This is a genomic window from Chromobacterium indicum (genome assembly GCF_039708975.1).
GTDB lineage: Bacteria > Pseudomonadota > Gammaproteobacteria > Burkholderiales > Chromobacteriaceae > Chromobacterium > Chromobacterium piscinae.
On record NZ_JAYFSJ010000009.1, the window covers coordinates 36,630 to 52,892 of the forward strand.

The following is a 16,263-nucleotide window of genomic DNA, read 5'->3' on the forward strand; positions in this document are numbered from 1 at the left end:
TTATTCTGTGCGTAACTTTTCCAGCCAGAATTACCCCCTACTTGGTAGGAGTCATGACAACGAACGCGTTGCGATCATCGGATACCACACGATCATAGCGCTGGATAAATGTAAGCCATTTATCTGGAAATTCGTTGTATGAAACAATCCACTCTTGGATTGCCTCCGCAACATCATCGATCAACTTGTTGACGCTTATGTATTTCAACATTGGGTCCTTGCTGGGCGGATGCTCTTGACTACCAACATAGGGCATTAATCGAACGACCTTCCCCGCTGAAACCTTTCGTGAATCCAAGTTCGACATATGCAATAAGCTGTTACGAAACTCCCATAACTCTTCAGGTGTAGCGCCGGCCAAGTCTGAGGAGGCGAATGTTCGCACCCAGTCAGTGAAAACCGAAGGCTCACCCCGCTCACGATCACCAAACTCTACATACGCAATGGTATCCAGAAACGACATCAACAACTTTAAACATGAGATGTAATGCTGATTACGAAATAATAGCCGTATTGCTTTGAAGTAGTCATCATTGATTAAAGCGGGCATATCATATGTGCCAGACTCCTGATTCAAATATTTGATCAGGTAGTCATCCATCTTCCCACCGCCCGTAATATCATCAGGCAGTTTAGACATATCAAGTGGTCCTATCGGCACGCTTATATCGACAGTTGGAACACCATCGATGACAGGTGTAACGCAGTATAACGGCGACGACCCAGCTTTTACTTTGGCGAAGAGCGGTTCATATACAATAATATCATTCCCTAATCTTTGCCTTGCAAAGTACTCATCGTAGGGGATAGGCACTCCCACAGGAACACGCTGCACAGACGAAAAATCCAACATGGCGCGCTGACTTAAAAATGCTAATTTCTTGTCATCACTGCCTTGCCGGTAATACTCCTTGATTCCCATCTCCCGCAATTCGTTGGCTTCAATAAATACGTATATGTTGTACACCGGTTCGTGCTTTTCCATTGCCTTATCCTAACTCGTGTTTTCTAGAGAGTAACTAACGAAGGACTATTGCCAACGCACTAGCCATACGAAACTCGCCAGTCCGTAAGAAACGCACCTATGAATGCCTTCGGTGAGACCATGATACTTGGGTAAGCATCCTGAGAATAGGAGCAGATTGCTCAGCCAACTACGTTAGAATGTGTTCGATTTCCGCTAGGGCTTTGGCATCTGACTTGCCCTGCATCGATGCCCCGCGCGTGTCCACCATATTGAGCGGCTGCATATAAACATCGCCGCCCGGAATCGGCGGCAGGTTTTCCAAACGCCGGATATCGTTGGCAGACAACCAGCCCCATTGCCGCCCAATCGCATACGCGGCATAGCGGCTTTGCGTATCGCCGCGCAACAGGCCGGACACGTTGAATTCGATGTACAGCTCGCCACGCTCGGACGGCAACAGCAAGTCACGCATCCGGGCCTGTTCGTGCCGCTTGATCCAGGGCATCAAGCAATAGATCACATACTCAATGCCTTGATGCTCGATGTTATTGTTTGTCGCCCGGTCCAAGAGACCAACCTTGTGCGGCGGCATTTTGAAAATCTGCGCCACTTCCAGAGCGGACAACTTTCGCGCGTCGATCAGTTGGGCATCCGCATTCGTCATCGAAAGCGGTTTGAATGTGATGCCTTCCTGCAGCAACGCGACTTTCATCGCGTTGTCCCGGCCGGCATACTCCCTCTTCCACGCCGCTTTGATCTGCAGCACCCGTTCCGGACTCAGCGGCTTCACATCCTGGCCGCCGATCACCGCCGGACGTTCCAGCACGCCGGCCAGGTGCGTGCCGTTGGCAAACACGGCACTGGCGTGGCCATGCGTCGCCAGCGCCAGGCCCAGGCTATCGCAATGCAGCTGCACCGGGCTGACGCCGGTATAGCCATTGCGCGAAAACCATCGGACATGGTGCACCATGTGCGCCGGCATCGGCTCTTGTCCGTCAAAGCGGTAATACGGCATCAAGTCCGCGCCACGCAGCACCGACACCTTGCCGGCGTCCATCGGCAACAGCGCCACCGGCCGCCCGGCCTCGTCACGCTCGATGTAAGAAAAGGCGTTGCCATCATGCGCGGCGGCGATCTGCGCGCCTTCGGCATACTCGAACGGCGTTTGCCAGCCGTTGGGCTGGCGCAGCAGCTGGGCAACGGGATGATCCGTCACCCGCTCGCGCTGGTCGCCGTTGCGGCGATACAGTTCGCACGGCAGCTGCGCCAGCGACTCGGCCAGCGTGGTAATGCATGCCTGATACGTGGTAATCGAAAGCGCCTTGTCCGGCGATACCGCCACCCCGGCCGCGCTCCGGGCGCCGCCGCCCAGCAGGCTGGACAGCCAGCCCGGTTCGGGCGATGCCGCAGACTGGCCAAACTGCTGCGACATGAACATCAGCGCGCCCTTCCCGCGCTGCGCGCCGTCATCCACGACCAGGCCAGCGCAAAGCCGCCCCCCACCATCCAACCGGCCGCCGCGTGCAACAGCGACATACCGACCGTCACTGCCGCCGCGCCGGCCAGGCCGACCAGCAGCGTCAAATAGTCCAGCTTACTCACAAACACACCTCGTCTTCGTAGGCGGAAACAAACGATTCCGCCATGGGGTGATACATCGCCCGATTCAACGCCATGATCAACGCCACAATGCCGTCGATCTTCTCCCGCGACTTGCCCTTGTTGGGGCGATAGTTGTCGTTGGAGTCGCGCAGCACCACCACATTGCCGGCCATCCAGCGCAATACCGGATGCCCGCCATGGGCCAGCGACTGTGACTTGATCAAGGCTTCAAGCTCTTTGGTCGGCTCAGAAAGGTTCTGGAAATTCTGGCTTAGCGCCACCAGCTGCAGCCCGTCTTCCGTCAGTTCGCTGGCCAGCTTGCCGGCATTCCATTCGTCAAAGCCGATGGCCTGCAGATCGAACTGCCGGGCATCGGCCAGGATCTGGACGCGAATCACTTCCTGATCAATCCGCGTACCCGCCGTGGCCGTGATATGGTCTTGCCGCGCCCAGGTTGAATAGGCCACTCGGTCCTTCTGGTCGCGCGCCAGCATGTTGTCCGCTGGCACAAAAAAGCGCGGCAGAACCTGCCAGGGCTCGCCCGGCTTCTCGGGCGGGAACAGCAGCACCCAGGCGGCAATGTCTGTCTTGCTGGCCAAGTCCAGACCGCCATAGCAGCGCCGATGCCGCAGCGCTTCAGGATCGACCGCGGCAGCACCCTTGTCCCACTCGTCCAGGGCAATCCAGCTATCTACCGCTTGCGTCCAGATGTTCAGCCGCTTGGTCAAGAAATTGAATAGCGCGGTCGGCACCAAGCGCGCCTTTTGCGCCTGCGTGCGCAACTCTTCCAGGAACACCGACACGCCAAGATTCGGATTGGCCTTGCACCATACCGACTCGTCAAACCAATCGTCTTCCGGGTCCAGCGTGTAGATCACACCACCGAAACTGTCATCGTCCAACGCCGGGTCTTTGCCCTGATTTTCCAGAATCCTGATCAGGTAATTGCGCTGCTCCAGGCAGATGCTGCCCTCTTGGTTGAAACCGGCCGTAGTAATCGCGTGCATCACGCTGCGGCGCCGCGCGCCGCGACCGGTATCGATCACGTCCCATAGGTCGCGCGAGGGATGCGCGTGCAGCTCATCGATAATCGCGCCGTGGACGTTCAAGCCGTCCAACGTTTTGGCGTCCGCACCCAGCGGCACGAACTTGTTTGCCGTACCGGGTATCCACAGCTTGTTCTTGTGGTTCTGTACCAGTTGGCGCAGGGCGGGCGACTTGGCGACCATCATTTCCGCCGCCGCGTGCGTGATTTTGGCTTGCTCTAACTTCGTCGCCGCCGTGTAAACCTGCGCGCCGGCTTCCTTGTCGGCGGCGAACAGGTACAGGCCCAGGCCCGCGAGCTTGGTGGACTTGCCGTTTTTGCGCGCGACCTCTTCATAAAAGGTGCGAAAGCGGCGCCGGCCGTTCCGGTTGTACCAACCGAACTCGACCGCGATCCAAAACGCCTGCCATGGCGCTAGCTCCACCGGCTGGCCCGACCACTCGCCTTCGAAATGGCGGCAATAGCGCGGAAAAAAGGCCAACGCATGGGCGGCCATTTCCGGCCGCCAGACCAGTCCGCGCGCTTCCTGCTGCTGCAGATCGCGGAAATGCCGCTCTACTGCCAGCCGGACATAGCGGCCGACCTTGATGCGCCCTTCCAGCACGTCCAAGCCGTAGCGATCCCACGGCTGCAAAACGTAACAGGCCGGAATCAATCCGGCCTGTCGTTGATGTACCCCAGCAGCTCGGCCAAGTCCTCGCTGATTACCCGGCCCTTGCTTAGCGCCTTGGTTCTTGCGCATGAGGCCACCGTCATTCCATTTCGTTTGAGCAGTTCACGCATCTGTTTGGCGATCTTTGCCCGGTTGTAGCTGGCGCTGACTTCATAGCGGCGGCCAGTTTCTTTGGCTGCCGCGAAAATCTTGCCCCGATTGTCCAAAATCCACTGTTTGCAGGCTTTCCAGTCGGAAATAGCGGCGCAGATCAGGCCCAGCGCGATGCCCGCCGTGGAATAGTCGAATCCAGACGCCTGCAGCAGCGGCTGTATCTCGCGCCAGATTCGCGCTTCCGCCTTGGTCATCGACCAGGGCGGCTTTTGGGGAAGGTTGACGCTGCCGTTGTCCAGCTGATCCATCGCCGCGAAGGGATCGGCGGCGAACAAGTCCGCCGTTAACATCCGATCCAAGGCGCGCACCTGGCCGGCGGACATCACCGTCAAACCGCCTTCATCCAGGTCTTTCATCACCTCTCCCCGCGCCCGCCGTTCAGCGCGGGATTCATCGGTTTCCAGTGAACCGCCGTTGGCGTCCTCGTCGTAACGATGGCCGTAGCGGTCCACCTCCTCGACATGCGTTCGCCAGTCATCGACTTTGTCCGCCAGCAAGGCGACCTGCAGCAGCGCGGATGTCCAGTCCAGACCGGCGCTATCCAGCGCGTTGATGGTGTATTTCCAAACGTCGCGGGAACGCTTGGAAGTCAAAAAGGCGGGCGGTTTGGGCATGGCCCCGGAACCCGCGCGCAAAGGGGCTTTCCCGGCCATTTCAGAGCCTTTCTGTTAGTTGAGCGCGTTAGAAAACAAAAAAGCCCCTTTCGGGGCTTGATGGGAGGATTTAGACCCCCCCCTATGAAAATCCAGCGTGGAGAAAAACGCGGTTAGGCACGCGGTCTTGGCCAGGCGGCCGGGCGGAAGGATTTCACCCCCCTACCCCCTGGCCGGCCTCGCGCCGCCGGTTGCCGAACCCGCCGTCCTCCCTCGCGGTCTTGCGCGAGTGGCAGGAATGGCACAGGGCCTGATGATTGGACGACTCGATGAACAACGACCAGTCGCCGCGATGTGGCCGGATGTGGTCGCAGTCGGTCGCGCGGTTCACGCATCCCGCCGTGGCGCAGCGATAGAGCGCCGCCTTCAGACAAGCATCGCGCCGGGCGAACCAGATGCGTTGCCGATACCAGCGCCGGACCTTGGCCACGGTTTCATCCGACATCCGCCGCTGATCTGCAGCCCGGCGAACATTGGCCGCATGCTCCGGACAACAACTGTTGCCCGGCGCCGCCATCTGGCGACAGCCCTGCATCGCGTAGCGGCAGGGACGGGAAGGCGCGACAGGCATAAAAGCTCCAAAAAAAAGCCCCAACCAATAGGCCGGGGCGTCAAATGTGAGTTTCAGGAAAGTTCAGCATAGGCCAGGAATGCAAAAAGCCCAAGTCATGGACTTGGGCTTTGGACGCACCTCTGGCGGTGTTGACGGCATGTTATTGCGGAATTTATCCCACGTCAAGCCACACGCAACGCATCATCTTCCATCTGCCGCAATACAATCGGCTCCAGTGCGCCGCAGCCCGCCGATAGCCAGCCATCAAGCAAGACTTTGATATGGCTCCGGTAGAAGGTTGCCGCTGTCTGGCCATCGATCCCGAACTCCCGGCCGAACTCTCGAAACGACCCCATGCCGGTCAACCAGTAACGGACCCAATACGCTATCCCCTCCCGACCAAACCGCAAGGCGTTCAAGCCTCCCTTTTGGCCATAATGAGCAACATAGGCAGTCAACTCTTTGAACGATCCTTCCAAGTGCGGCAAGCTGCCGCTCAATACCCTTGCCATCAGTGCCACATGGAAACGTTGCTCCATCATCAGCGATGCCCGATGAAGTTCATGTGCGTTCATCAATGCCAATTCCGGCCCCCGCGACACCATCCCGTCACGCACTTCGCCAAAGGATGGCGCAGCCTTCAAACCACCCGCCCCGACCAGTTCCAGCGCCCAACGTACCGCACCCACAACATCAACAACCATTACGATTCCCCCAAATCTGTCAGCGAGGAAACCCCTTAGCCCGATCCGCGCCGGGCTTTGTTTTAGTTTGAAATTTTACCATGTAGGCGCGCTCAGCCAGCTAGGCGGCGGTCCCGATAATCCCCCCAGCTGCATTGCAGAATCAGGGCGTTTTCATACATCCGGCTCACGGCCCGATAGCCGATCATGTCCCGCAGACCGTCCTTTGTCTGGTTGCTGATGTAGACCGTTGGCAGCCCTTCCGCCGATCGGCTATCCACCACCCGATTCAAATACCGCAGGCCATGCCCGTTCGGGTCCAAGATTTCCACTTCATCAATGATCAGCACCGGATAGGCCGCGAAGCGGCTAAGCTCCGCATGCTCGCTTCGTCCAGGCCGCCCCCAGGTCTCGCATATCTCTGTCCGCATCTGGTCCGCCGTCACATAGCGCACCCCAAGGCCACGATGTCCAATCAGGTTTAAGGTCGCGGCGCTGGCCATATGGGTTTTACCCGTTCCCGGCCCGCCGGTTATCACCACGTTGCCGGCGTTGCGGTCCCGCCCCACCCAAGCCACCCAGCCCTTAAATGCCTCAATGACTGCCGCCTGCGCCTCACACACTGGCTGCAAGTCCCGAAACTTCGCCTGTCGATACCGCCCCGGAATGCCACAACCCTGCAACAACATTTCGCGCCGTTCCTGCATTCTTCGTTCCCTTTCCCGCTCATGACTGCACTTCAGACAAATCGGCTCCCGCCCCGGCAATAGCTCGGCTCCAAACTCGCCATGCACGGCACAGACACCCATCGCCGGCACCATGCGACCCAAGACCGCCAGACCATCAAAATATCGCAGCGCCTTATTCAATCCATCCATCGGCGGCCCCCTTCACGTTCCCTATCACAGCCGCCCCCTCATGCGCTTCCGCAGATGGCAGGCTTAACCAAGCCGGCGCAGGCCGTCCAGCCTGACCACCCTTCACCACTCGCAGCCCACGGCGTATGGCATGCCCTGCAGACGGTTTTTCCTCCTCGTCCATCGACTTCAAAACGCTGGCAAGATATTTGACCGGGATCGACTCACCCTCAGCAATGTAAGCGCGGCATCGGGCGATGCCTTCCTGCAGCTTCGGAACCGTCACCCCTGCATCCACCCATGCCAGCACGACAGGATGGGCAGCACCGCCGACCTTCACCCCCAGCCGACGCGCGGCAATCGCCAGTGTCACCGCTGGGCTTGTCTGTCCTGCGGCCTCTCCCTCACGCGCGGGATATGTATATTCATTTCCCTGACTCTCCGATATGTCCTGTTCATCCTGTCGGCTCCTATCCTGTTCAGTCGGTCTCAAATGGCCGGGAATGTGTTTCCAGACAAGGGCTTTCAGCGCTGCAAACTCTCCCCTTCCGCCTTTCCCTTTCATGTCCCGTTCCTCCTGCGGACGTACCAATGCCAACGGCAGTTTCACCACCAGCTTTTGTACTTCCTGCACCGCGGCCGCACGCTTGACCAGCCCGACCCGGATCAACTCCTCAATCAAGGCGTCAATCTGCTTATGCGACGGCCGCCAGGCCGGCCGCTTACTGCCACGCGGCGGCACATACTGGCAGTTGATCGCCAGCACGGCACGGCTGACGGGATACCCCCGGCCGACAATGCCTGTCTGCATGTCCATGCACGGCCGCAAGCCGGCCACATACAGCCGATATGCTTCCAGGCTGCATTCCAACAAAGTCGCCTGCTCCGGTTCAGATAGTAGAATTCTCATAGCCCCCCTTTCCCCCCAACCGCCGCCAGCGCGGCAAGTCGCGGGTTACTGTGTTTTTCCATCGGCAACGGCGGCAATTTCGACTCTGCCGCCGGCCAGTTTTCTTTAGCCGCCCGGCTCACGCTTTCACGATGCCCAGCGCCATAGACTCGGCCCAAGCGCCTCAACTCGCGTTCGCGTAGCTGTATGGTCGGCAAACTCAGCACATAGGCGGCATCAGCGACGACATCACCGCTTACCCTCACCCACTCCATCCCGGCTCCCCAAGGATTTTTTCAAAAGCTCGATATGGCGACGCCGCAGCCGTGGCTTATCCTCCGGCTTGGCCTTGGATACCTTCCACGCCAGGCGGTACAACTCCATGCGCAGCCAATCGGACATCAGCGCGCTACCTTCCTTCGACGGGCTGGGCCAATGCGCAGTCCACAAACCGCAGCAATTCGGCACTAGCGCTGATCGCCTCAGACAAGCCCGCCCTCGCCCTCGTCAACTGCTCACGCGTCATGTCCTCGGCCAATGCGGCAAACGCCGACAGGCCCAATCCGGTATCCTTCGTGGCCTCCATCATCAATGCGGCATGGCTGCCAACCGGTTCATGCATTAGCAGCTGCGCCGGGACCATGCCCAACGGCGCTAGCAGCTCGGTCAAGCACTGCAAGCGGATGCTCAGCGGCAATGTCATCAACACCACCGGCATTGCATTGCAATTGAGCAGGTTCTTTTCTTTCATCTGATCATCCAGCCAACGCCATATCCGATCAGAATTGGCCTTTAGCACCTGATACGCGTCACCCTCCACCATGAAATCAATGGGCCATACGCGCCCGTAGTCCATGGACAAATAGGTTTCCACGATCCGGGCGGCGGCTGCCTGACGGCTCAAGCCTTCCTGTTTGCGCCAAAGGTCTACGTAATCCCGAATCACTGCTATTGGCGTTTTGTGCGAACCATGGCGCATGCAATTCATGTTTATTCCAGCTAGCATATTTACCAATGTCATTTACAGAGGCCGCAGCCAGCGGCCATCACACAAGAAAAAAGCCGGACAAGCCGGCAAACGTTCCCGCTGACAGCAAGGGAACGAGGAGTAATCTAAGTTGGAGTCGAGGCCGCAGATGGGGCGGTCCCGCGCAGATAGGCCCAATCGATATCGGGCCGCAGGGACTCGCAACGAACACGTCCGTCAGTCAGTTTTTCCAAGTCGATACAGCGACCTGCAGGAACCTTGACCCGCCACTTGCAGACCGCCCACGGCGTTACACCGAGTGCACGACCGACAGCGGAAGGTCCATCCAGCAAGGCAAAAACGGCGTCAATGGGCGTAGTTTCTTTCATGGGGCGGGATTATCAACTTAAAGTTAACAAAAGGCAACTTTTAATACGCATGACCGCGCCCAACATTCCCGCTACCATTCGACCTATGGTAGAAGATACAAACACCGAAACCCTCTTGTCCCGGAACATCACGGCGCTCATGCAAATCCGTGGAGTTACCCCACGACCATTCGCCAAGCTAGTTCCTGTCAGTCACGTGATGATGCACCGCTACATGAGAGGCGAAGCCCGCCCGCGCCCAGAAAAGCTTGACAAGATAGCTGACCTCTTGGGAGTCTCAGCAGCGGAATTGGAATATGGGCATTTCACGTCAAATGTCATCGTGACCAGCCCTAACATCACCATCACCCAGCACGATGAGCCGATGCCTGAACCAGCCACCCCTCCGGATCGGACCACCACGATATCCGATCCGAGGGAACTGGCCAGTTGGCTAATCGCCCAGGGCGACGACGCACTAGCGGACTTTTTGAGAGGCTTGGCGGACACTTTGCAGAAGAAAAAATAAAAGCGGCCAACAGGCCGCTTTTTCTATTCAGGGTAATTCCCTATGCCGCTTTTGCAGGCAAGGGACGACGCTGTGCCATCATAGACGCCGAACTGAGCATGAAGGCCCACACGCGCGAGGCATCGCCCCACTCGTCAACAAGAATGCTGCCATCATTTTTAATTCTTACTCGTACCTCAGCAACGAATTCCGTATTTTCCGTATTTTTGTGCATTTTTATTTCTGCTTTTTGGGTAGTTCGAAGATGCAGCGCGAACTATACGCGTTCAAACAAACGAGCAAAACTAGACTTTCGTCTAATTACGTGTTTGTACTTACTTCAACGATTCTCTAACTCCCTTCCACAGCGGCAACTCGATACGCAAGCTGAGATAAGGTCTTGACTCCATGTAACTTTCTCATATTCCTCAGGTACAGTTTTACCGTACTCAGGCCAATGTCCAGGCGCTTGGCCACCTCCTTTTGCGTTAGCCCCTCCCATACCAGCAAGTCGAAAACCTCCCTTTCTCTATCCGTAAACTTAGCCATTCGTGCATCCCGCGCCAATACGCGGGCGGCAACATCTGCCAGGGACGGCAGCAACAAAGACAGCATCTGCCTCGTGTAAGCCTCGCGCTCGACCGACTCACCGATCATGGAAATGATCACCCTACATTCATCACGATCCGCAATATAGGTCAGACCATGCATCATCCCTGCTCGCTTGCAGGCTGATTTGAAATCACGCAGCCGCCTACTATCACCTTCCTGCGGCACCAACTCGTCAGACCAAACAATCGGCCGGCCCGCACCAGCCAAGATCACCGGATCGACCTCATGCCAAGAGCGGCGCCGATACAAATCCAGCCAGCGCCCTGGCCATCCCAAATCGATAGCCAAAATAGGTGTTCGTGACGGGATGTCCCGCGACATCCTGGCCAACAGCAAGGGCGGCGAGCCAGGCAAGCTGTACTGCAGCCCAAGCAAAAACGCCCTCAAATCATCCTGATCCGACATTGCCAGCAGCGACCGCTGCCAGGGCACCAGCTGGGCCATGGCCAAAGGCGTCACCTCTCGCAACATCGAAACAACTTCCGGTGTCATCCGCATAGACCTTGCAACCTACGATATCCCTCCAAAGCATAGGGCTTGATGCAAGGAGCAACCAGCCCACCCATGCTAAGTTAATGAATAATAACAATTTAAATGTGATTTCATTTTCAACACCCCATCAAATAGTTTACTTTTGTTAACTTTAAGTTGACATGTTAACTTTTGATTGTAAAATGCGCAGATACCTACCTTGAGTAGATCGCTCATTAACAATCTATGAAAACGTCTCGGCATCCGTACCGATGCCGTAACCGCATACCCGACATAGTCAGGCATGGGCACCAAGCTTATGCCGGCCAGCCGCACGATTAACAACGTGCGCGTCCCTGAACCGCTGGCCGGCATAAGCCTGCACCCGATAGCGCCTAATCGGACGCTATCGGATGCAGCCATGCGCTGCCGAATCTAAGGAGAATGGAAAATGCACCAAGCCTTCAAGCAAGAACTTGAACAGCTGCAACAGCAGCTGCAAGCCAAGCTCAACGAGGCCCGCAAGGCCATCAGCGACATGCCGGAAAACCAATTGCGATCCGCTAACGGCCAATCGCTGGAAGCCATGGCCGACAATCTGGATTCCTCGCTCTCTTGGCTCAATGAAGCCATTGCAGAGCTATCGCAAGCGATTGACGAAATGGAATGAGCCTACGCCATTACATCGTGCGGCAGATGCATCGACGCGAACAGCTGCTGCGCGTCTTGGCTCCTCCGGGCCTACCGCCAGAAATGGCCACCCGCAAGAATCGCACAAGACAACGAATCAACGACCGCGCAGAACGGATCTACCTGCGCGCCGACACCGCCAACGGCTGGGATTAACCAGCCGTTTTTTTACGCTCACTTCCGTTAGCACGCATCACCATCCGTTAGCGATTTGTTAGCGCGTTGTGAGCGCCCCGTTAGCGGGATGTGAGCCATTCGTTAGCCCCCATGAGCAAACCAGACGCCAACCAGTTGCTTGCGGCTCTAGCAGGAAAAGGCGAGAGCAAAGCGGCTCGATTCCGCACCCTGTTACCGCAGATAAACGCAGCAATAGAACGAGGAGTCCGGCACGCCCAAATCATCGAGGCACTGGCGGCCGATGGCCTGCACATGAGCCACGTTGAATTCCGGAACGCGCTCTATCGTGAACGCCGCCGCGAGGAAGGCAAGAAAGCCCCCCATGCCCAAGCAACCCCAAACACCCCGGCCAGCGCGGCCAGTATGCCCATCGCAGCCACGCCGGCCACCAAGACCACGCCACATTCAATCCGATCAGGTCGCTTTGACTACGGGAAATTCAGAGACAGAAAAACAAAATGGTGAACCTATGACATACAACGACACCCACATTACGCTTCAAGGCAAAGGCGGCGTAGGCAAGTCGCACATCACAAGCCTTCTCGCTCAAGCGATTTGGGCCATTTTTGGCACCCGTCCGCAGGGAATCGATACCGATCCTGTCAACAAAACCCTGATGCATTTCCCTGCCTTGCAAGCGCGGGGGCTGAACATCCTGAACCAGGATAACCAAATTAACAGCCGTCAGTTTGACACCATGGTGGAATGGTTGCTTGAGCATGACGGCCCCTCAGTCATCGACAACGGCGCGACATCGTTCATTCCTGCGACGGGCTATCTGGCAGAGACTGGCGCCATTGACGTACTCAACGCGGCAGGCCGCCGCGTGTTTATCCATACCGTACTTGTCGGCGGCCAAGCGATGGACGACACCATAGACGGCCTAGAGGCTCTACTCCACAGCACTTCAGCCCCCGTCGTGGTTTGGGAAAACGAACACTTTGGCCCGGTTGAACGAGACAGCCGCAGATTTCGGGACTCCAGCGTCTATCACGAAAACCGTGATCGCATCGCCGGCATTGTCACGCTACACCGCCCAAATGCCGATCTGGCCGGCCGTGATATTGCAGAACTCAGTATCAAAGGCCAGACCTTTGCCGAAGCCCTGGCAAGTCCGGAATGGGGACGCATGCCTAAGCACCGACTGCAAATGGTATGGGCCGACTACCTGCAGCAGCTTAAGCCAATCCTGACGCAAGGACTGCCGGAAGGACTGGTCGCATGATAGCCCGACCAAATAGCGTCCTTCCGCTGCAGGGGATGATGTCGCAACTGATGGCCTGCGGCTTCACCAATCCACTACGCATCAAAATGACTCAAAGGCAATTGATGCTTTTTGACGCAATGGAATCGCGCCAGCGGTACACCTTTCCCCAGCTTCACGCGGAAACCCAAAACGAGCATGCCGACCAGACTAGGCGCGATATCGCCAAACTAATGGCAATAGGCGCATTGCACATACAGCGCCAGCATAGTGCAAATGGCAAAACTTCAATGTACTGGAAAAAATAAAACAATGGCCAGCACCACACCGGAATATTTAATAGGAATTATTAAATGAAAATTCAAGACAACATTCAGGAACAAGCCCGCAATCTAGAAAAAGCGATGCCCAAGATTCAACAACATTTTTATATAATGAAAGAGCTATTGCTAGACATTTTAAGCCAACCTCTTACCAAAATTGAATACATAGACGCGCACCTTCAAACGAATGCCGGCCCACATGTTCGTATAATGGCCCTAACTGAAGGGATTCGGCTTGACGTATTAAAAGAACTAGCCACCAAGAGAAATCTTGCAGTTCACCGCTCAATAAAAACAGGTGATATTTACATCCACAGTGAACCATGGGCAGTGTTAGTTATATGCGACAGCCTACTCAACTTTCCTAGCAACCTTTTAGACGCAGCGTAACAAATAGCCCGCTCTCGGCGGGCTGTTTTTTGGCCGACTCCTCAACATCCAGTCCTGAAATGCAAAAAAGAAATACAAAAACTTATAGCTCCCATCCTCGCAGCAGGCGGCGAATTGCGACCTGGGCGGAAACATCCCGTTCTGATCTTACCGAGTGGAAAAAGAACAGGCATCCCAAACAATACAGGCGAGAAACGCGCGATTCATAATCTTCGCAGCCGACTGAATAGGCTACTAGAAACGAACCCAATCACAGCTTAATCATATAAGGAAAGTAAAATGTGCATCGGAAACATTAAAATAGGAAGCCTTGAGAAGGCTGACATGAGCGCCGTAATATTTGAGGGCCTTACCGTTAAAACTGCAGAGGGAAAACCGGCACAACTAGCCATCGTGGACGTAGACGGGAATGTAATTGAAATGGGGAATCAAGTCGCAATGGAAGCGTGGAATGTAGCAATTTCTAGCTACAAGAACTTTCTAATAGGAGAAGGACATATCCGGGTCCAGACATCCCCACCCGGACTAAAATTCCTAACCATTGATAAAAAATCAACTCAAGACGGAAAACCTTCAAAACTAGCTGCCTGATACAGAATTCTATTTTGATTTTTCTGCCAGCTTTCTAGATAGCGTCCGAACCTGATCCACCACGAAAAGGCGGTCCACGTCGTCAAGGGGTTCCATTTCCGCTTGAACCGTTGCAGCCAACGACGACAATCCGACAGAAGCCCCGCTCAACAGCTGTTGCAGCGGGATACCCAAAACATCCGCCAAGCGGTCAAGCGTCGCCAGGCTAGGCGATGCATTACCACGCTCGATCCGCGACAAAGACTCTGTTTCCATCCCAATGCGCTCAGCCACTACCTTTTGCGCCAGCCCGGCTCTCTTCCGGGCTTCCGCGATGTTTGTCCCGACTCTAACCGCAAGCGTTGTTCCCATTTTCTTTGACGTTTCGCATCTACATATGATGTTTAACGTTGCCTTAGCTTGCTCGCCAGTGGAATGACATGTTATGTTCACTATTGATGTATTACGTTAATTTCAGAATAAGCTTAGACAATGCAACTTGTCATAAGTCCGCAGTCAGGAAAGGAAGCCATGCAACTCATTACCTGCCCGCAGTGCAAAGGAAAGGGCCTTGTGCCATGCAACCTCCCATTTCTGACGGAACGACATCCCACACACTGCCCGATCTGCAAAGGGGATCAAGCTGTACGCATCCCCTGCACGCTCTGCCAAGGACGCCGCATCATTCCCTCAACATAAATTCGGTTCTACCCCTTCGCCCCCGGCCTTGCGCTGGGGGATTTTTTTGACCATCGTCAGCGTTTACCAATGACATCGCAAGCTAAACCATACGCGTCCGTCGACGCCTTCCGCACCCAAAGCATCCTGTTCGCGCTGTTCGCCTCGCTGCCGATGCTGGCGGTGGTCTATCTATTCATCCGCCGCTTCGTCACCCGCCCGCTGAGGGAGATGTCCGAAGGCCTGGCCGAACTGGCCAAGGGCGAAGGCGACCTCACCCGCCGCCTGCCGGAACGCAGCCGGGACGAGATCGGCGTCACTGCCCGCCTGTTCAACCAGATGCTGGGCACCGTGGCCGGCCTGGTGCGCCAAGTCAGCGACAGCGCCGACGCGGTGGCTCAGTCGGCGCGCAACCTGTCCGACGGCGCCGGCCAACTGGCCGCCAGCTCCCATCGCCAGAACAGCCAGTCGCAGGCCGCCGCCGAGGCGGTGGACCAGCTGGCCGCCCACATCGGCGAGATCGCCGGCAAGGCCGAGCACGTCAGCAGCGGCGCAGAGGAGAGCCTGCAGCGCTCGGAACAAGGCCGGCAAAGCCTGCACCGGCTGCAGCGCGAGGTGGGCCAGGCGGAAAGCGCGGTGCAGCTGATGGCGCAGGCGGAGAGCGAGCTGGTCAACTCCACCGCCGTGATCACCCACATGACCAAGCAGGTGCGCGAAATCGCCGAGCAAACCAATCTGCTGGCGCTGAACGCGGCGATAGAAGCCGCCCGCGCCGGCGAGCAAGGCCGCGGCTTCGCCGTGGTGGCCGACGAGGTGCGCAAGCTGGCGGAAAAGTCGGCCAAGTCCGCCAGCGAGATCGACGCCGTCACCGGCTCGCTGAACGACAAGACCGACGCGGTGCGCCAGGCGGTGAGCGCCGGCCTGCAATCGCTGGAGGCCAGCCGCCACGCCACCGACAGCGTGGCCGGCGTGCTGGACGCGGCCAACCAGTCGGTGGCCGAGGTGCGCAGCGGCCTCAGGCAGATCGTGGAAGTGACAGAGCAGCAGCGCCGCACCAGCCAGACGGTGAACGAGAACATCGACGCCATCGCCGGCATGGCGCGCACCAACGACGCCGACATCCGCCAGACCGTGGGCGCTGCCGAAGAGCTGGAGGCGCTGGCCAAGCGGCTGACCGACTCGGTGTCGCGGTTCCGGGTGTGAGCGCTAAACCCGGCAAAACCGGCGGCA

At 57.0% G+C, this 16,263-nt stretch carries 23 protein-coding genes; 9 read left to right on the top strand and 14 right to left on the bottom strand.

The genetic code is table 11. From position 1 onward, the window contains the following. Positions 1-37 precede the first annotated feature (37 nt). The 11 genes from VA599_RS13420 to VA599_RS24180 all read right to left on the bottom strand — a co-directional run bounded on the left by VA599_RS13420 (position 38) and on the right by VA599_RS24180 (position 9,431). Complete coding sequence (locus VA599_RS13420; RefSeq protein ID WP_346788994.1) at positions 38-985, bottom strand: hypothetical protein; 948 nt, start codon at positions 983-985, stop codon at positions 38-40. A 169-nt stretch (positions 986-1,154) separates the two neighbouring features. Beyond that, positions 1,155-2,405 (bottom strand): phage portal protein, encoded by a 1,251-nt coding sequence (locus VA599_RS13425; protein ID WP_346788996.1) that lies wholly within the window; start codon positions 2,403-2,405, stop codon positions 1,155-1,157. Continuing rightward, entirely contained in the window at positions 2,405-2,569 is a 165-nt protein-coding gene (locus tag VA599_RS13430; RefSeq protein ID WP_346788997.1) for a hypothetical protein, read from the bottom strand. The genes VA599_RS13425 and VA599_RS13430 overlap by 1 nt, the downstream gene beginning before the upstream one ends. Then, the gene (locus VA599_RS13435; RefSeq protein ID WP_346789211.1) at positions 2,566-4,218 is read right to left on the bottom strand and encodes a terminase large subunit; all 1,653 of its coding nucleotides are present in this window, start codon (positions 4,216-4,218) and stop codon (positions 2,566-2,568) included. The genes VA599_RS13430 and VA599_RS13435 overlap by 4 nt, the downstream gene beginning before the upstream one ends. A 47-nt stretch (positions 4,219-4,265) precedes the next feature. Beyond that, the gene (locus VA599_RS13440) at positions 4,266-5,093 is read right to left on the bottom strand and encodes a hypothetical protein (protein ID WP_346788999.1); all 828 of its coding nucleotides are present in this window, start codon (positions 5,091-5,093) and stop codon (positions 4,266-4,268) included. 154 nt (positions 5,094-5,247) lie between these two features. Beyond that, positions 5,248-5,664, bottom strand: coding sequence for an HNH endonuclease (locus VA599_RS13445; protein ID WP_346789000.1), 417 nt, complete (start codon positions 5,662-5,664; stop codon positions 5,248-5,250). Positions 5,665-5,828: 164 nt separating this feature from the next. Beyond that, complete coding sequence (locus VA599_RS13450; protein WP_346789002.1) at positions 5,829-6,350, bottom strand: hypothetical protein; 522 nt, start codon at positions 6,348-6,350, stop codon at positions 5,829-5,831. Between the two features lie 92 nt (positions 6,351-6,442). Beyond that, on the bottom strand, positions 6,443-7,207 hold the full coding sequence (locus VA599_RS13455) for an ATP-binding protein (protein ID WP_080762358.1): 765 nt from the start codon (positions 7,205-7,207) through the stop codon (positions 6,443-6,445). Beyond that, positions 7,191-8,096, bottom strand: coding sequence for a hypothetical protein (locus VA599_RS13460; RefSeq protein WP_346789005.1), 906 nt, complete (start codon positions 8,094-8,096; stop codon positions 7,191-7,193). Before VA599_RS13460 ends, VA599_RS13455 begins: the two co-directional genes overlap by 17 nt. Before the next feature lie 388 nt (positions 8,097-8,484). Beyond that, positions 8,485-9,063 (bottom strand): toxin YdaT family protein, encoded by a 579-nt coding sequence (locus tag VA599_RS13465; protein ID WP_221668857.1) that lies wholly within the window; start codon positions 9,061-9,063, stop codon positions 8,485-8,487. Between the two features lie 125 nt (positions 9,064-9,188). Beyond that, positions 9,189-9,431, bottom strand: a complete 243-nt coding sequence (locus VA599_RS24180) for a transcriptional regulator (RefSeq protein WP_104946430.1) — start codon at positions 9,429-9,431, stop codon at positions 9,189-9,191. Here VA599_RS24180 and VA599_RS13470 point away from each other — a divergent pair. Next, on the top strand, positions 9,412-9,939 hold the full coding sequence (locus VA599_RS13470; RefSeq protein ID WP_158677527.1) for a helix-turn-helix domain-containing protein: 528 nt from the start codon (positions 9,412-9,414) through the stop codon (positions 9,937-9,939). The genes VA599_RS24180 and VA599_RS13470 overlap by 20 nt on opposite strands. Positions 9,940-9,979: 40 nt before the next feature. On the opposite strand, the gene VA599_RS13475 is transcribed toward VA599_RS13470, so the two are convergent. Beyond that, positions 9,980-10,153, bottom strand: coding sequence for a hypothetical protein (locus VA599_RS13475; RefSeq protein ID WP_346789007.1), 174 nt, complete (start codon positions 10,151-10,153; stop codon positions 9,980-9,982). Positions 10,154-10,269: 116 nt separating this feature from the next. Further along, positions 10,270-11,022 (bottom strand): helix-turn-helix transcriptional regulator, encoded by a 753-nt coding sequence (locus VA599_RS13480; RefSeq protein ID WP_221668859.1) that lies wholly within the window; start codon positions 11,020-11,022, stop codon positions 10,270-10,272. A 430-nt stretch (positions 11,023-11,452) separates the two neighbouring features. On the opposite strand from VA599_RS13480, the gene VA599_RS13485 reads away from it, so the two are divergent. The 7 genes from VA599_RS13485 to VA599_RS13515 all read left to right on the top strand — a co-directional run bounded on the left by VA599_RS13485 (position 11,453) and on the right by VA599_RS13515 (position 14,376). Then, positions 11,453-11,671: a hypothetical protein gene (locus VA599_RS13485; protein WP_346789009.1), complete on the top strand. Its 219-nt coding sequence runs from the start codon at positions 11,453-11,455 to the stop codon at positions 11,669-11,671. Next, on the top strand, positions 11,668-11,847 hold the full coding sequence (locus VA599_RS13490; RefSeq protein ID WP_346789011.1) for a hypothetical protein: 180 nt from the start codon (positions 11,668-11,670) through the stop codon (positions 11,845-11,847). Before VA599_RS13485 ends, VA599_RS13490 begins: the two co-directional genes overlap by 4 nt. Positions 11,848-11,958: 111 nt before the next feature. Further along, entirely contained in the window at positions 11,959-12,333 is a 375-nt protein-coding gene (locus tag VA599_RS13495; RefSeq protein WP_346789013.1) for a hypothetical protein, read from the top strand. 4 nt (positions 12,334-12,337) lie between these two features. Then, positions 12,338-13,093 carry a P-loop NTPase family protein gene (locus tag VA599_RS13500; protein WP_346789015.1) on the top strand — a complete coding sequence of 252 codons (756 nt, stop codon included), beginning with the start codon at positions 12,338-12,340 and terminating at the stop codon, positions 13,091-13,093. Beyond that, entirely contained in the window at positions 13,090-13,380 is a 291-nt protein-coding gene (locus VA599_RS13505) for a hypothetical protein (protein WP_346789016.1), read from the top strand. The genes VA599_RS13500 and VA599_RS13505 overlap by 4 nt, the downstream gene beginning before the upstream one ends. A gap of 45 nt (positions 13,381-13,425) precedes the next feature. After that, positions 13,426-13,785, top strand: coding sequence for a hypothetical protein (locus VA599_RS13510; RefSeq protein WP_346789018.1), 360 nt, complete (start codon positions 13,426-13,428; stop codon positions 13,783-13,785). 279 nt (positions 13,786-14,064) lie between these two features. Next, positions 14,065-14,376 carry a hypothetical protein gene (locus VA599_RS13515; protein ID WP_346789020.1) on the top strand — a complete coding sequence of 104 codons (312 nt, stop codon included), beginning with the start codon at positions 14,065-14,067 and terminating at the stop codon, positions 14,374-14,376. A gap of 9 nt (positions 14,377-14,385) precedes the next feature. On the opposite strand, the gene VA599_RS13520 is transcribed toward VA599_RS13515, so the two are convergent. Further along, positions 14,386-14,727, bottom strand: coding sequence for a helix-turn-helix domain-containing protein (locus VA599_RS13520; protein ID WP_346789021.1), 342 nt, complete (start codon positions 14,725-14,727; stop codon positions 14,386-14,388). 396 nt (positions 14,728-15,123) lie between these two features. Between VA599_RS13520 and VA599_RS13525 the strand changes: the two genes are divergently transcribed. Beyond that, a complete protein-coding gene (locus tag VA599_RS13525; protein ID WP_346789023.1) occupies positions 15,124-16,236 on the top strand; it encodes a methyl-accepting chemotaxis protein in 1,113 nt (370 codons plus the stop codon). Positions 16,237-16,263 lie beyond the last annotated feature (27 nt).

Excerpts from the sequence above, each read along its gene's own strand:
- VA599_RS13420 (WP_346788994.1), bottom strand. The coding sequence starts at position 985 with ATGGAAAAGCACGAACCGGTGTACAACATATACGTATTTATTGAAGCC.
- VA599_RS13425 (WP_346788996.1), bottom strand. The coding sequence starts at position 2,405 with ATGTTCATGTCGCAGCAGTTTGGCCAGTCTGCGGCATCGCCCGAACCG.
- VA599_RS13440 (WP_346788999.1), bottom strand. The coding sequence starts at position 5,093 with ATGGCCGGGAAAGCCCCTTTGCGCGCGGGTTCCGGGGCCATGCCCAAA.
- VA599_RS13445 (WP_346789000.1), bottom strand. The coding sequence starts at position 5,664 with ATGCCTGTCGCGCCTTCCCGTCCCTGCCGCTACGCGATGCAGGGCTGT.
- VA599_RS13450 (WP_346789002.1), bottom strand. The coding sequence starts at position 6,350 with ATGGTTGTTGATGTTGTGGGTGCGGTACGTTGGGCGCTGGAACTGGTC.
- VA599_RS13455 (WP_080762358.1), bottom strand. The coding sequence starts at position 7,207 with ATGGATGGATTGAATAAGGCGCTGCGATATTTTGATGGTCTGGCGGTC.
- VA599_RS13460 (WP_346789005.1), bottom strand. The coding sequence starts at position 8,096 with ATGAGAATTCTACTATCTGAACCGGAGCAGGCGACTTTGTTGGAATGC.
- VA599_RS13465 (WP_221668857.1), bottom strand. The coding sequence starts at position 9,063 with ATGAATTGCATGCGCCATGGTTCGCACAAAACGCCAATAGCAGTGATT.
- VA599_RS13470 (WP_158677527.1), top strand. The coding sequence starts at position 9,412 with ATGGGCGTAGTTTCTTTCATGGGGCGGGATTATCAACTTAAAGTTAAC.
- VA599_RS24180 (WP_104946430.1), bottom strand. The coding sequence starts at position 9,431 with ATGAAAGAAACTACGCCCATTGACGCCGTTTTTGCCTTGCTGGATGGA.
- VA599_RS13475 (WP_346789007.1), bottom strand. The coding sequence starts at position 10,153 with ATGCACAAAAATACGGAAAATACGGAATTCGTTGCTGAGGTACGAGTA.
- VA599_RS13480 (WP_221668859.1), bottom strand. The coding sequence starts at position 11,022 with ATGACACCGGAAGTTGTTTCGATGTTGCGAGAGGTGACGCCTTTGGCC.
- VA599_RS13485 (WP_346789009.1), top strand. The coding sequence starts at position 11,453 with ATGCACCAAGCCTTCAAGCAAGAACTTGAACAGCTGCAACAGCAGCTG.
- VA599_RS13490 (WP_346789011.1), top strand. The coding sequence starts at position 11,668 with ATGAGCCTACGCCATTACATCGTGCGGCAGATGCATCGACGCGAACAG.
- VA599_RS13495 (WP_346789013.1), top strand. The coding sequence starts at position 11,959 with ATGAGCAAACCAGACGCCAACCAGTTGCTTGCGGCTCTAGCAGGAAAA.
- VA599_RS13500 (WP_346789015.1), top strand. The coding sequence starts at position 12,338 with ATGACATACAACGACACCCACATTACGCTTCAAGGCAAAGGCGGCGTA.
- VA599_RS13505 (WP_346789016.1), top strand. The coding sequence starts at position 13,090 with ATGATAGCCCGACCAAATAGCGTCCTTCCGCTGCAGGGGATGATGTCG.
- VA599_RS13510 (WP_346789018.1), top strand. The coding sequence starts at position 13,426 with ATGAAAATTCAAGACAACATTCAGGAACAAGCCCGCAATCTAGAAAAA.
- VA599_RS13515 (WP_346789020.1), top strand. The coding sequence starts at position 14,065 with ATGTGCATCGGAAACATTAAAATAGGAAGCCTTGAGAAGGCTGACATG.
- VA599_RS13520 (WP_346789021.1), bottom strand. The coding sequence starts at position 14,727 with ATGGGAACAACGCTTGCGGTTAGAGTCGGGACAAACATCGCGGAAGCC.
- VA599_RS13525 (WP_346789023.1), top strand. The coding sequence starts at position 15,124 with ATGACATCGCAAGCTAAACCATACGCGTCCGTCGACGCCTTCCGCACC.